This window comes from Ectothiorhodospiraceae bacterium BW-2, from assembly GCA_008375315.1.
In the GTDB taxonomy this organism is placed as follows: Bacteria; Pseudomonadota; Gammaproteobacteria; order Thiohalomonadales; family Thiohalomonadaceae; genus BW-2.
This window is the reverse complement of sequence record CP032507.1, coordinates 1,893,133-1,906,081: the sequence shown is the minus strand read 5'-3', so window position 1 is coordinate 1,906,081 and position 12,949 is coordinate 1,893,133. Positions and strand designations below refer to the sequence as shown.

The window sequence follows — 12,949 nt, the reverse complement described above, 5'->3', positions numbered from 1 at the left end:
TTAAATCTTGAACTGATTTAACAGCGCCTCCAGCTTTTGCGCCAGCTGATTAAGCTCTTGGCTGGTGCGGCCAATCTCATTGGCGCTATCGCTAGTCTGGTGGCCAATGTCCTGAATGTTAGTCACATTACGACTCACATCGTCTGCCACCGCCGCCTGCTGCTCCGCCGCCGAGGCGATCTGAGTTGACATATCGGTCACCAGTTGGGCTGAGTGGGTAATCGCCTCCAGAGCGCTGCCGGCCTGACGCGCCTGCGTGACCGTCTCACCGACCTGTTGATGGGAGCTATTCATCATCACCACCGCACTATTCGCTCCGCTCTGTAGCCTCTCAATCATCTGCTGAATCTCCTGCGTTGACTGCTGGGTGCGCCCAGCGAGCGTCCGCACCTCATCGGCAACCACCGCAAAGCCTCGCCCCTGCTCTCCGGCTCTAGCCGCCTCAATCGCGGCATTCAGCGCCAACAGATTGGTCTGCTCAGCAATGCCGCGAATGACATCTAGTACCGTGCCGATATTTTCGCTATCTTGCTCCAGTTGATGGACCACCTCCGCCGCTTCACCCACTCTAACCGCTAGCTGTTCAATGGAACGAATGGTACAGGCGACCACCTCAAAGCCGGTTGTCGCTTCCCGCTCAGCCTCATGAGTCGCCTCGGCCGCTCTAGCGGCATTGTTTGCCACTTCAGCAACGGTAGCCGACATCTGAGTCATCGCCGTCGCTGCCATATCGGTTTCGCTACTCTGATTTTGGATCGAGTGGATCGTCTGCTCAGAGATAGTCGCCATCGATCCGGTCAGCCGATTTAAACGGCTCAAGGTCTGATCGATCTCAGCCACCATCTGGCGCAATTTCTGCAAAAATTGGTTAAACCAATGGCCTAGCTGCGCCAACTCATCTCGACCCTGCTCACTCAAGGTCACGGTCAAATCCCCCTCGCCAGCGGCAATATCGTGCATCCTTTCGACCACCGCCCTCAGTGGCGTTAATATCGTTACACGCATCACCACAATCACCACAATCGCAACCCCCACCCCGATACCTAGGGCGAGCAGGAGCAAAAGCTCCGCCTGCACAATTTGGGGCGCAACCCTCTCTATCGCCCCCTCCACTTGGCTATCGCCGCTCGCCTCTAACGCCTCAATTAGCGCTAATAGCTGCGAGATGGTCTCCTGCATCTGCAACTCTTGCTGCCGAAACGCCTTAAAGTGAGCCACACTCCGCTCAAACTGCTGCTGATAGTCATCTAATAGCGATAGCATCAGTTCACTCACTGTCTGCGAATAGCCATCGAGCCGCTGATTAGCGTAGGGGGAGAGCGAGACAACATCGATAAGGTCACCTAGCTCCTGCTGATACGCCTGTAGCTGCTGCTGCTGTGCAGAGGTCAACTCGCCCTGCAAAATGGCATCTTCAAAAATTTTCGCCCGTTTGAGGATCGCAATACGGCTCTCCATCAAGCCATCTGCAAACGCCCACAGCCGAGTGATGGTAAGCGGGTCGTTTGTCACTAGCTTAGCCCCATCCATGTTCTGCTCGACCACCGCTTCAGCCCCCTCTAACAGCCTATCTAGATCATTGACGATCTCGCTTAACCGCTGCTGCGATTGAGCATAATCGCGATAGAGCGCGAGAAACAGATCGCGCTTTTTACGATAATCTTGCAAAAATTGCCGACTCGAACGCTGCTCATCCGCGCTCATTAAGCCAGAGGCGAACATCCTCTCTAGCGCCTCGCCAGCAAAACTCTCCGCCTGTGCTAGCTCGGTACGCATCTGCTCATAGCTCACCTCTTGACGCAATAACCGACCGATAGCGAGAAGTTCACTCTGAATCCCGATAGTCCCCTCCATTGCGCCATCAGCGGCATCCCACGCCGGACCGGTGACAAAGCGCAGGCTACTGCCGAGGTTCTGCACCCCCATAATGCCGGCTGCGCTGCTAAATAGCAGCAGCAACACCATACCCACCATCGCAAAAATCACTTTTTGGTTAATTGTCAACTGCACAGTCAGCCCCCTCTCCATTGTTAGATCCTCAAGCCATTATGCAATAGCTTGCCCGCTAAAGCGACTCTACTTTAAGTTGACACACGGGCCAACTTTTAGGTTAAGATAGACCGCTAACTGCAACAGACTGTCACCTCTGTGCGCTAAACCCCGACAGTTTTTGGCATTTTGAACCGTTAATTGATATTTAAACAGCTATTAAACCACTGAAAAAAATTACCTATAGATTATGGTCTATGATTTTTAAAGAAACCATTTATTGGATAAACCCTCCCCTTTCTTCCTATCATCTAGGACGAAAAGGTTTTAACCAACTGGCCAATCCGGCATAAACAGGAGTTGAACATGGCAAAACAAACTTACGATGCAGGCGTTAAAGAGTACCGTGATATGTACTGGACGCCGGACTATGTCCCCTTAGATACCGATCTACTCGCGTGCTTTAAGTGCACCGGGCAGCCCGGCGTTCCCCGCGAAGAGGTCGCGGCCGCCGTCGCTGCCGAGTCTTCGACCGGTACTTGGAGTACGGTATGGTCTGAACTATTGACCGATATGGAGTACTACAAAGGCCGCGCCTATCGTATCGAAGATGTTCCGGGCGATTCAGAGTCCTTCTACGCCTTTATCGCCTACCCTATCGATCTATTCGAAGAGGGCTCAGTCGTTAATGTGCTGACCTCACTCGTCGGCAATGTCTTTGGCTTTAAAGCGCTGCGCCATCTGCGGCTGGAAGATATTCGCTTCCCAATCGCCTACATTAAGACCTGCGGTGGCCCTCCTGCCGGTATTCAGCTAGAACGAGACCGTCTGAATAAATATGGTCGTCCAATGCTAGGCGCGACCATTAAGCCTAAGCTCGGTCTCTCGGCTAAAAACTATGGCCGTGCCGTCTATGAGTGTCTGCGCGGCGGTCTGGATATGACCAAAGATGATGAGAATGTCAACTCGCAGCCCTTTATGCGCTGGCGCGACCGGTTTGAGTTCGTCGGCGAGGCGATTCAGAAGGCGCAGCAGGAGACCGGCGAGCGCAAGGGGCACTACCTCAATGTGACCGCCTCAACCCCTGAAGAGATGTATAAGCGGGCCGAGTTTGCTAAAGAGGTTGGCTCCCCTATCATTATGCACGACTTTTTGACTGGCGGTTTTACCGCCAATACCGGTCTAGCTAACTGGTGCCGTGAAAACGGTATGCTGCTCCACATTCACCGCGCGATGCACGCCGTTATCGACCGCCATCCGAAGCATGGTATCCACTTTCGCGTCCTCGCTAAGTGTCTGCGCCTCTCTGGGGGTGACCACCTCCACACCGGCACCGTCGTCGGTAAACTTGAGGGCGACCGTCAATCGACACTCGGCTTTGTCGATCAGCTACGGGAATCGTATGTCCCCGAAGATCGCTCTCGCGGGGTCTTCTTCGATCAAGATTGGGGTTCACTGCCCGGCGTGATGGCTGTCGCCTCAGGCGGTATCCATGTCTGGCACATGCCGGCGCTGGTGACCATCTTCGGTGATGACTCCATGCTACAGTTCGGCGGCGGTACTCAAGGGCATCCATGGGGTAATGCAGCTGGGGCGGCGGCGAACCGTGTCGCGCTAGAGGCGAGCATCAAGGCGCGTAACGAAGGGCGCGAAATCGAGAAAGAGGCACGAGATATTCTCTCTGAAGCTGCACGCCACAGCCCTGAACTCGCCATTGCTATGGAGACTTGGAAAGAGATTAAGTTCGAGTTTGATACGGTTGACAAGCTGGATCTCTCCTAATCCTCAGCCTAATCAAATTCATCAGTCTTAACTACTTTAAAGATTTAAAGAGGAACTACCATGTCAATGAGTAACCAAATGGGTGATTTTCAAACCGCACAGACGCTGGAAACCTTCGGCTTTCTGCCTAAGCTGACTCAGGAGGAGATCTATGATCAGATCGCCTACCTGATCTCTCAAGGCTGGACGCCAGCAATCGAGCATGAACACCCCTCGCGCTCAACTAACCACTACTGGACGATGTGGAAGCTACCCTTCTTTGGGGAGCAAGATCTAGAGAGCGTTGTCAACGAGTTAGAGGCTTGTCGTCGCGCCTATCCCGACCACCATGTCCGCCTACTCGGCTACGATAACTACACCCAGAGTCAGGGATTAGCCTTCGTTGTCTTCGAAGGTCGTGCCTAATTCGGGCACCTAAAGGCAACAGAGTCTTTCTGTCAGGGTCAATCAAACACAACGGGGAATAGTAATGGCACAAACCGCGAATGCACAAAGTGTCCGAGCGTTGGCAATGGAGAGGCGCAGAGCATTGTCAACTTCAGGTAGAACTGCCGCGACGGCTCAACAAAACAGCGCCTCGGTAACCTCAACTGCCGCACCGGCTCGTGTCCAAGCCGCCCAATGCACCGGTTCGGCCCGAACTGCCTCTCTGGCCCGCAGAAAGGCTCTCTCTAGCCGTGGCAAGTTAGCACAGCGTGGTGGCGACAGAACTCGTTCTGTCCCAGCGCCACCGCCGGCTGCTGTTAATGAAACTGTCGCTCAACCTGTCGCTGCTAAAGCGCCTGAGAGAGCTAGCAGCGCCAGAACTCGCTATATCATCTCCCCCGCAGTCGGGGGGGGCTCCAGCACAGCCCGCCAAGCCTCGCGCGAGCGGCGCCGTGCCCTCTCCACCCGGGGTAAGTCGGCCGACCGTAGCGCGGATAGAACTCGCGATGCGGCCTCGCACCGTACAGCGACGGTAGCGGAGAGTTCCGAATTAACCAAGGCGACAGAGCCTAGCTGTGGTTGTGGCGGCAAGAGCAGCCACAGACCCGCCGCCTCTGAGAGCCGTACGCCCGTGCGCAGCAGCGCCTCGCGTTCTAAGATCAAACCCAAACAGCCGCCGGTCAGCGCAACCAGCTCCTGCCGCACCATTGCGCTAGCCAGACGCCAAGCGCAATCGACTCGTGGCAAAGCGGGTATTAGTGCCTCAGGCATGACAACCGCGCAGACCGCCCGAGTGCGCAATCCGCAACTCACCAGTCGCGAACTAGCCATGGCAGTTCGTGAACAGCAGAGTCGCCGCGGCAAGGTAGGGCAAAAAAAGAGCGAACCGACCGGTAAGCAGCGAAGCAGCCGCCAGAGGGCAGCAGCTAGCGATGCGACTTGGAAGGTCGGCATGAGCGAGACCGCGAGAGGACAGAGACTCACAGGCACCATGGTCGATCGCACCGAAAAGATGACCGGTAACGATGAGAGTACCTGTCGTACGGTCACGGGTACTGAGTATATGGGCGCGGATATCTTCCGAGATTTCTGTCAAAGCGACCCCCCGATGAGTCCCAGTCGCAGTAGCGTCACCTCGACTAGTCGAGGCAACCAGGTCACCGGTAATCGGGTCGGCCGTAGTCAGAAGGTGACCGGCGATGAGCCAGGTACCTGTCAAAAGATTACCGGCTCTGAGTATCTCGCCGCAGAACAGCAGGTAGAGTATTGTGGTACCGAACCGGTGCCGGCACCGACCAAAATTACCACCAGCCACACCGCCAGAGGGAGTCGCGTTAGCGGTAATCCCGAAACCCACGCCCGCCGCGTTACCGGTACCGAAACCGGCGCTAACCGTCGCCTCTCCGGAACCCAATATATGCCGGCTAGCGATGTCGAGCTGACGGTTCCGGCCAAGGTCGGCAGTAGCCAGACCCTCAAGGGTCGAGGGGTCACCGGCACCATGCTCGGTCGTTCGACTAAAATGACAGGCGATGAGTCGGGGAGCTGCCGTCATGTGACCGGAGATGACTATATCGGTCAAGAGCAGTTCACAACCTTCTGCGACACAGTACCGGCAGCGGGAGATGAGAAGGTCGGTACCTCAGTGACCCCCAAAGGTCGTCCCGTGACCGGCACCATGACCGGTCGCGCGAACCAAGTCACCGGCGATGAGCCCGGCACCTGTCAATCGATTACCGGCACCCCCTATGCTGGTATCGAACAGTATCGTGACTTCTGCCCTCCTGAAGCGAGCCGCGAGGTCGCGCGGCGTATGCCCCCGCAACGCCCTCTAGGCGGTGCCTCCCTAACGGGGCTGCAACCGGCTGTCGGCGACAAAATGACTGGGGATAGCCGCGGGGCCTGTGAAGCGATCAGTGGCACCCCCTACCTAGGGAGTGAGCAGATTGTTCAAGCGTGTGCCGCCACAGCCGCAGCGCCCGACAGTCCCGACTTTCCGCAACCACTACAGCCGCCAGCGCCGCTAGAGAGCGCGACTAGTCTAACAGACACAGCCCCCCCCGCCCGAACCAGTGCTGTCACCGGTGCCGGTTACGAAAATAGCCAAATTACCGGCCCGTTCGGGATGGCTGCTGGCAAGGTCACTGGCACCGAAGAGGCCCGTTTTGGCCACACTGCCGCTAAACCGCGTGAGGCTGCCCCAAAGCAGCGAGTCACAGGTGAGGGCAACGCCTCAGGCAGGCGTATTACCGGCGATGATTGGGATCGCGGCGAACGGGTCACCGGCACCGAAGGTCGGTCGGTACTCAGTCGCAATCCGACTCGCCGTGGCGGCCCAGTATCGGTGATGGCACCTTTGCAGCAAAACAGCTGTAAAGAGGAGCTTGCCGCACCGGTTAGTCGAGTTACCGGCAGCAGTGGCAATACCGATAAAGGGGCGCTAGTCACCTACTCCGGTGGGGCTAGAGGCTAGGTTAAAGCCGCATGATCCGCAACTCTCGCCAATATCCACAGCCAGCTAGAGCGCCGCTGCGCCGTCCCGGCGCGGTAACCTCTAGGCAGGGCCACTCGCTGACAGATAGCCGAGCGAACGCTCGTCTAGCCCACTATGAAACGGGGGTTAAGGGCACTTTTGACGCCATCATCCCGGTGTTAAAGCAGCTTTCGGCACGCCAGCATGAGCCTAACTTCGAGACAGTGGCACAACAGCTCGTTCAGCAACAGCTTGGATTTGCTCTCCCTGAGGAGCTCCTCGCCGCGGCGTGGGTGACTCAGCTAGATATGCGCAAACTCTATGCGATGGCAACTTTTTCGACCTATCGCCAGTTCGCTGATCGCTTCTATAGCGACAATCCACTCGGGGCGATGAGTGACGCCGAATTTGAGCCATGGTTACAGTCGTGCGGTTTTCATACCCTTGATATCTCTCCCTGCGCCGATGGTCGTCTAGCCCATCTCATTCGCTATGTGCTGCGTCTGCCCCACCGCGCAGTGCGGCGCAAATCGTATGCCGGTTCGCTATTTGATATCGAAGATAGCCTCCAAAAATGGGTTGAGGTCGAGATGCTGCGCTATCGCGAAGGGCGTCCTAATCTAGCCGATGAGCCGACCCGCTACCTAAAAGTGGTCGCCTACCACTTCAGTTCGGTTGATCCTGAACATGAGGGGTGCGCAGCTCACGGCTCTGATACCGAAAAGGCTGCTAAGGCTGGCTTAGAGCGCCTCTTAGCCTTTCAACAGGCGATAGAGAATAGCTTCTGCTGTGGTGCCTCGATCGATCTACTGCTGCTAGGGCTCGATACCGATACCGATGCCATTCGCATCCATCTGCCCGATGGGAAGGGGGAGCTAGCCTTAAATCGCTATGTCGATACGCTACAGCTCTACCAGCAGAGCTATAGCGACCATCCGCAGCAGGCAGAGCAGACGATTGAGAGTGCAATTGGCTACGCTAGCCCCGATATTGACCCTGGGATGGCGCGTTTTATTCAGGCCATTGCGATCAACAATCTCTCCCAAATCGACTATGTTAAACAGCACCACGGCAGCCACTATCACGATATCGGCCATGCCGAGCGCTTTATCGGTGCCGGAGTCGGCTTTGAAGAGATTCAGCTACGCAACTTAATGTACTTTGCCTACCTCAATACAGTTGAGGAGGCGACTCAAGATCTCGATGTTGGGATTAAGATATTTACCGGCCTTAATGTGTCGCGTTCGCTGCCTATTCCGATTGTGATTCGGTTCGACTACCACAGTCGAGTCCCCGGCGCTAGGGAGCGAGCCGTAGAGAAGTGTCAGCGAGTGGCAGCAGCCATTAACAGCCGTTACGCCGAACTAGCCACACAGGGGCTGCTGCATACGCTACAGGTCATCCGCGATTGTAACACTCACGATGCGCCGTTGGAGACTCTCCACTGCAGCGTGAAGGCCTCTCTAAAGGTGGGAGCCCACTAAATGAAAATCTGTCAGGTAGAGAAACCGCTAGTCGCCACCAACCGCATCGCAGGCTTTGAACATAAGCATCTGCTGGTGGTTAAGGATGGCTCCTCAAAAATGGTCGCCGTCGATGCCGTCGGCTGTGTGCCGGGGGATTGGGTGATCTGTGTCGGCAGCTCGGCCGCGCGAGAGGCGGCCGGGAGCAAAGAGTACCCTAGCGATTTAACTATCGTCGGTATTATCGACCACTGGCCTCCTGCAGAAGATGAGTCGGCGGTGGGCGAGTAGGTATGGATATTTTTCAAGTAGAACGATCGCTCTTCTGTACCCGTCGCATTGAGGGGCTAAAACAGATTGGGCTACGGGTGCTGCGCGACGCTCAAGGTAAGCGCCAAGTCGCGGTTGATCCTGTCGGCGTTCGTAACGGCAACTGGGTCTTTACCGTCAACGGTTCTGCGGCAAGATACGCCGTAGGTGATTTTGAAATTCTGACCGATTTAACCATCGGCGGCATTATCGATAACTGGGAAGCCTGATTACCCTCAGGCCACCAGAGTCTATTTATTTAATAAGTCAACAGGAGACGAAAATGGCAACTGAAAACTATGGTATCGCACTAGGCATGATTGAAACTCGCGGTCTGGTACCGGCTATTGAAGCAGCCGACGCCATGACTAAAGCGGCAGAGGTCAGACTGATAGGGCGTGAATTTGTCGGTGGCGGCTATGTTACCGTGCTAGTTCGTGGCGAGACCGGTGCGGTTAATGCGGCGGTTCGTGCTGGCGCTGATGCCTGTGAGCGAGTCGGTGACGGCCTAGTTGCCGCCCATATTATCGCTCGCCCACACCGCGAAGTTGAGCCGGTACTAGGCAACAATAAGTAGCCCACGAGCCTTAATCTGAATCTGAATGGAGAGATGACAATGTCAAATGATAACTACGGTATTGCACTGGGGATGATCGAGACCCGTGGCTTGGTTCCTGCCATTGAAGCGGCTGATGCAATGACTAAAGCTGCTGAGGTGCGCCTTATCGGGCGTGAGTTTGTCGGCGGTGGTTATGTCACCGTCTTGGTAAGAGGCGAGACTGGAGCTGTCAATGCCGCTGTTCGCGCCGGTGCCGATGCTTGTGAGCGCGTTGGTGATGGCCTAGTTGCCGCCCATATTATCGCCCGTCCACACCGCGAAGTTGAGCCGGTACTCCCTACCGGTGGCGGCGCTGACTCTAGCGACGCCTAATTCGACAATGCGAATTTAGCGCACAAGAGATAGAACGGTGATTACCAATCAATCGGATCAGAGAATTTTAGGCTATCTAGGGCGAGCCCTAAGCCTAGAGTTCTCTGCCGTTCAGCTCTACACGGCTCAAGCACGCCTAGTCTCTGGATGGGGTCTGCTCAAAGATGCCGAGCGCCTAGCTGCCGAAGCGAAGGAGGAGATGGAGCATATCGAGCGTATTATCGCCCGTATGCTCTCGGTGGGGGTTGCCCCTAGTGCCTCTCAACTACGACCGGTCAGACTCGGCACTCAGCTAGCAGAGCTAGTGTTGGTGGCTATTGAGTTTGAGCAGGAGTTGGTTCGGTTCTATAGTGAGGCGGTCAGCTACTGTCAAACCACCCCCTATAGCAACGACACCCTCTTCTTCCAGCAGCTACTACAGGAGGAGCTCAACCACAGCCATGAACTAGGGCAGTGGTACACCCAGTTAACCGCCCCTACAGCAGCCGACAACCGTCGCAGTTACTATAGATAGCGCGTAGCTGCTCGATAATGTTTCAGAGCCCCCCGCGATAGGGGGGCGATACCTAACCCATTCACGAGGTAAGCAATGAAGCCTTGGCAGGAGCGCAAACGACCTAATCGGCTCGAAAGACGCTATGAGTTTGCCGATTATGAACAGTTGCGTGATTTTCTCGACTTAGCCGCAGAACTCTCTGAGCAGGAGGCCTACTATCCTGATCTCGGTTTTGGCCGTAACTATGTCAATGTCACCATCCATGCCGAGCATCCTGAGGCGACTCCCACCGCAGCGCAGTGGGCGTTTGCTCATAAAATGGATCAACTGCTTACTAACGAAGATAGTGATCACTGACACCCCCCATTGACAATCGAGGTAACTCTCTATGACCACTCCGGAAAAGACAGATCCAACCGAACAACTGCCGACCACAACGACTGAGCAGCAGACCCCGAAAAAGCGCCCGGCCACCACGCGGCGTAAAGCCTCTTCCCCGTCGCCGCAATCGCCGAGCCACAATGAGCAGCAGCAGACACTGGTGCAGAGCTTTAAACACGGTAAGCGCGTCTGGCCCGACTGATCGAACGGCTGTACTCGACCCGAATCCCCCTCCATGCCCCCTTTTAGTGAACCTGGCTATACCCCCCCATCGGCGATGCCGACCTATCTCATCCGCCATACGACTCTGCGCCAGCTCCAGATTTTTGAGGCGATTGTCCGGCATGGTAACTTTACCCGTGCAGCGGAGGAGCTCTTTTTAACCCAGCCGACGGTCTCGATGCAGGTCAAAAAGCTCTCCGACTCGCTCGGCATTGCGCTATTCGAACAGGTGGGCCGCAATGTGCGCCCGACCGAAGCTGGGATGGAGCTCTACCAGTCGTGTCGTAAGATTTTTGAAAATCTGGCCAATCTGGAGATGAAAGTGGCCGATCTAAAAGGTCTAAAACGGGGTAGATTGCGGCTAGGCGTGATATCGACCGCCAAATATTTCGCCCCTGAAGTCCTCGGTGAGTTCTGCCAGCGCCACCCCGGCATCGATGTCTCGCTCAAGGTCTCTAACCGAGATCGCATTATCGAACGGATTAACGCTAATGAAGATGATCTCTACATTATGGGGCAGGTCCCCTTTGATAGACTCGATGTAGAGTCGTTCCCCTTTACCGCCAATCCGCTGATGGTGATGGCTCCTCGGGATCATCCCCTAGTGAAGCAGAAAAATATCTCATTAGAGAGAATTGTCATGGAGCCTATGATTATGCGCGAACCAGGCTCCGGCATTCGCGACGCCGCCATCAGAACCTTTGCCAATAGAGGGCTACAGCCTAATGTACGCATGGAGCTAGGCAGTAATGAGGCGATTAAGCACGCGATTGTCGGCCACCTTGGTCTATCGGTTCTCTCACTACACACCTTGGCACTAGAGGGCACGAACGGCCCGCTAGCCCTTCTCGATGTAGAAGATTTTCCGATTATGCGCCAGTGGTTTTTAGTCTATCCTAAAGGCAAAGAGCTATCGCTAGTAGCCAGCACCTTTTTGGCATTTGCCATGGAGATCCAGCCGCGCATGAATCAGCGCCTGCTGGAGCTCTGGCCGGAGCTAGCACACCACCTCCATCACCTACAACCCTCGGTGAATACTAAAAGTAGTGACCGTTAAACCCTAGGTGAACCACGATACTAGCCAGATACCCCAAGGCGATCACCGGAGTCCACTTTAAATGGCCAAAAAAGGTATAGTTCCCCCGCGCCTGCCCCATCAGCGCCACCCCGGCCGCCGAACCGATAGAGAGCATTGAACCGCCCACGCCTGCCGTCAGCGTAACGAGCAGCCACTGTCCGGTTGACATCTCGGGGTTCATCGTTAACACCGCAAACATCACCGGAATATTATCGACAATGGCTGAAAGGAAGCCGATGGTGATATTAGCCGGCGTCGCCCCCCAGCCGTTATACATCAGCTCAGAGCTTAGAGTTAGATAGCCAATAAAGCCTAACCCCCCCACACAGAGCACCACACCATAAAAGAAAAGCAGCGTATCCCACTCCGCTTTGGCGATCGGTTTAAAGACATCAAACGCGATCACGCTCCCCATTTCACCGCTGTGCCGCTCCTCATCATCATCATCAGCAGCAGCAGCAGCGGAGTGGGGGCTGCGATGAGCCGTCTTTTTCATATAAAAACCAAATAGCTGCAGATAGGCCAGCCCCGTCAACATCCCGACCACCGGGGGGAGGTGGAGGAAGTTATGAAACGAGACTGCGGTCACAATGGTCGCCAAAAAGAGCACCAAAATGCGCTTCGCACCGCGCCGCATCGACACCACTTCGTTAGTCGCTAGAGGTTTGACATCAGGCACCGCAAAGTGCATCACCGTAGCTGGCACCAAAAAGTTAACCGCTGCCGGCACAAACAGTGCAAAAAAGGTCCAAAACTCCACCATCCCCTTCTGCCACACCATCAGCGTGGTGATATCGCCAAAGGGGGAGAAAGCTCCCCCTGCGTTAGCCGCCACCACAATGTTAATGCACGCTAGGAGGATAAATTTACCGTTATCCCCCCCCACTGCCATCACTACCGCGCACATGAGCAGCGCGGTGGTCAAATTATCGGCGATAGGTGAGATAAAAAAGGCGAGCATACCGGTAATCCAAAATAGCGCCCGAAAACCGAAGCCACTACGAATCAGATAGGCTCGTAGCGCATCAAATACCTGCCGCTCTTCTAGGGTATTAATATAGGTCATCGCCACCAGCAGAAACAGCATCAGCTCGGCATACTCAAGCAGATTGTGGCGTACCGCCAGCTCCGCTTCATGCTCAATACCATAGCTCACATAGATCCAGCCGATCAGTCCCCAAATCAGACCGGCGGCTAAAATCACCGGCTTCGACTTCCGCAGGTGGGTAAACTCCTCCGCCATCACTAGCAAGTAGGCGATAAAAAAGATAGCGAGCGCGGTAAACCCCACCCAGTGAGTCGTCAGATCGAGCCGCTCCCCGCCGGTAGCACCCCACACCAAGCTAGGGAGCAGTAACGCAAGGGATAACAATAACTTTGACATATATACTCAGTTCCT

Annotated in this window: 14 protein-coding genes; 12 read left to right on the top strand and 2 right to left on the bottom strand. The window is 55.4% G+C overall.

All coding sequences use genetic code 11. From position 1 onward, the window contains the following. On the bottom strand, positions 1-2,028 hold the full coding sequence (locus tag D5085_09030; GenBank protein ID QEP43247.1) for a methyl-accepting chemotaxis protein: 2,028 nt from the start codon (positions 2,026-2,028) through the stop codon (positions 1-3). A gap of 327 nt (positions 2,029-2,355) precedes the next feature. Here D5085_09030 and D5085_09025 point away from each other — a divergent pair, with 327 nt between their 5' ends. From D5085_09025 to D5085_08970, 12 genes are all read left to right on the top strand, one after another. After that, positions 2,356-3,771 carry a form I ribulose bisphosphate carboxylase large subunit gene (locus tag D5085_09025; GenBank protein QEP43246.1) on the top strand — a complete coding sequence of 472 codons (1,416 nt, stop codon included), beginning with the start codon at positions 2,356-2,358 and terminating at the stop codon, positions 3,769-3,771. A gap of 60 nt (positions 3,772-3,831) precedes the next feature. Then, the gene (locus D5085_09020) at positions 3,832-4,176 is read left to right on the top strand and encodes a ribulose bisphosphate carboxylase small subunit (protein QEP43245.1); all 345 of its coding nucleotides are present in this window, start codon (positions 3,832-3,834) and stop codon (positions 4,174-4,176) included. A gap of 106 nt (positions 4,177-4,282) precedes the next feature. After that, the gene (locus D5085_09015; GenBank protein QEP43244.1) at positions 4,283-6,670 is read left to right on the top strand and encodes a carboxysome shell protein; all 2,388 of its coding nucleotides are present in this window, start codon (positions 4,283-4,285) and stop codon (positions 6,668-6,670) included. Positions 6,671-6,681: 11 nt separating this feature from the next. Beyond that, the gene (locus tag D5085_09010) at positions 6,682-8,154 is read left to right on the top strand and encodes a carboxysome shell carbonic anhydrase (protein QEP43243.1); all 1,473 of its coding nucleotides are present in this window, start codon (positions 6,682-6,684) and stop codon (positions 8,152-8,154) included. Next, positions 8,155-8,424 carry a carboxysome peptide A gene (locus D5085_09005; GenBank protein ID QEP43242.1) on the top strand — a complete coding sequence of 90 codons (270 nt, stop codon included), beginning with the start codon at positions 8,155-8,157 and terminating at the stop codon, positions 8,422-8,424. A 2-nt stretch (positions 8,425-8,426) separates the two neighbouring features. Beyond that, positions 8,427-8,672, top strand: coding sequence for a carboxysome peptide B (locus D5085_09000; GenBank protein QEP43241.1), 246 nt, complete (start codon positions 8,427-8,429; stop codon positions 8,670-8,672). Between the two features lie 53 nt (positions 8,673-8,725). Further along, on the top strand, positions 8,726-9,019 hold the full coding sequence (locus tag D5085_08995; GenBank protein QEP43240.1) for a BMC domain-containing protein: 294 nt from the start codon (positions 8,726-8,728) through the stop codon (positions 9,017-9,019). Between the two features lie 39 nt (positions 9,020-9,058). Then, on the top strand, positions 9,059-9,373 hold the full coding sequence (locus D5085_08990) for a BMC domain-containing protein (protein QEP43239.1): 315 nt from the start codon (positions 9,059-9,061) through the stop codon (positions 9,371-9,373). 64 nt (positions 9,374-9,437) lie between these two features. Further along, a complete protein-coding gene (locus D5085_08985; GenBank protein QEP45113.1) occupies positions 9,438-9,887 on the top strand; it encodes a bacterioferritin in 450 nt (149 codons plus the stop codon). Positions 9,888-9,962: 75 nt separating this feature from the next. Then, a complete protein-coding gene (locus D5085_08980) occupies positions 9,963-10,226 on the top strand; it encodes a pterin-4-alpha-carbinolamine dehydratase (GenBank protein ID QEP43238.1) in 264 nt (87 codons plus the stop codon). 31 nt (positions 10,227-10,257) lie between these two features. Then, positions 10,258-10,452, top strand: a complete 195-nt coding sequence (locus tag D5085_08975) for a hypothetical protein (protein QEP43237.1) — start codon at positions 10,258-10,260, stop codon at positions 10,450-10,452. Between the two features lie 33 nt (positions 10,453-10,485). Then, a complete protein-coding gene (locus D5085_08970) occupies positions 10,486-11,529 on the top strand; it encodes a LysR family transcriptional regulator (protein ID QEP43236.1) in 1,044 nt (347 codons plus the stop codon). Here D5085_08970 and D5085_08965 read toward each other — a convergent pair. Next, positions 11,510-12,934 (bottom strand): sodium:proton antiporter, encoded by a 1,425-nt coding sequence (locus D5085_08965; protein QEP43235.1) that lies wholly within the window; start codon positions 12,932-12,934, stop codon positions 11,510-11,512. The genes D5085_08970 and D5085_08965 overlap by 20 nt on opposite strands. Positions 12,935-12,949: the final 15 nt, after the last annotated feature.

Excerpts from the sequence above, each read along its gene's own strand:
- D5085_09010 (QEP43243.1), top strand. The coding sequence starts at position 6,682 with ATGATCCGCAACTCTCGCCAATATCCACAGCCAGCTAGAGCGCCGCTG.
- D5085_09000 (QEP43241.1), top strand. The coding sequence starts at position 8,427 with ATGGATATTTTTCAAGTAGAACGATCGCTCTTCTGTACCCGTCGCATT.
- D5085_08980 (QEP43238.1), top strand. The coding sequence starts at position 9,963 with ATGAAGCCTTGGCAGGAGCGCAAACGACCTAATCGGCTCGAAAGACGC.
- D5085_09030 (QEP43247.1), bottom strand. The coding sequence starts at position 2,028 with ATGGAGAGGGGGCTGACTGTGCAGTTGACAATTAACCAAAAAGTGATT.
- D5085_09020 (QEP43245.1), top strand. The coding sequence starts at position 3,832 with ATGTCAATGAGTAACCAAATGGGTGATTTTCAAACCGCACAGACGCTG.
- D5085_09005 (QEP43242.1), top strand. The coding sequence starts at position 8,155 with ATGAAAATCTGTCAGGTAGAGAAACCGCTAGTCGCCACCAACCGCATC.
- D5085_09025 (QEP43246.1), top strand. The coding sequence starts at position 2,356 with ATGGCAAAACAAACTTACGATGCAGGCGTTAAAGAGTACCGTGATATG.
- D5085_08970 (QEP43236.1), top strand. The coding sequence starts at position 10,486 with ATGCCCCCTTTTAGTGAACCTGGCTATACCCCCCCATCGGCGATGCCG.
- D5085_09015 (QEP43244.1), top strand. The coding sequence starts at position 4,283 with ATGGAGAGGCGCAGAGCATTGTCAACTTCAGGTAGAACTGCCGCGACG.
- D5085_08995 (QEP43240.1), top strand. The coding sequence starts at position 8,726 with ATGGCAACTGAAAACTATGGTATCGCACTAGGCATGATTGAAACTCGC.
- D5085_08965 (QEP43235.1), bottom strand. The coding sequence starts at position 12,934 with ATGTCAAAGTTATTGTTATCCCTTGCGTTACTGCTCCCTAGCTTGGTG.
- D5085_08975 (QEP43237.1), top strand. The coding sequence starts at position 10,258 with ATGACCACTCCGGAAAAGACAGATCCAACCGAACAACTGCCGACCACA.
- D5085_08990 (QEP43239.1), top strand. The coding sequence starts at position 9,059 with ATGTCAAATGATAACTACGGTATTGCACTGGGGATGATCGAGACCCGT.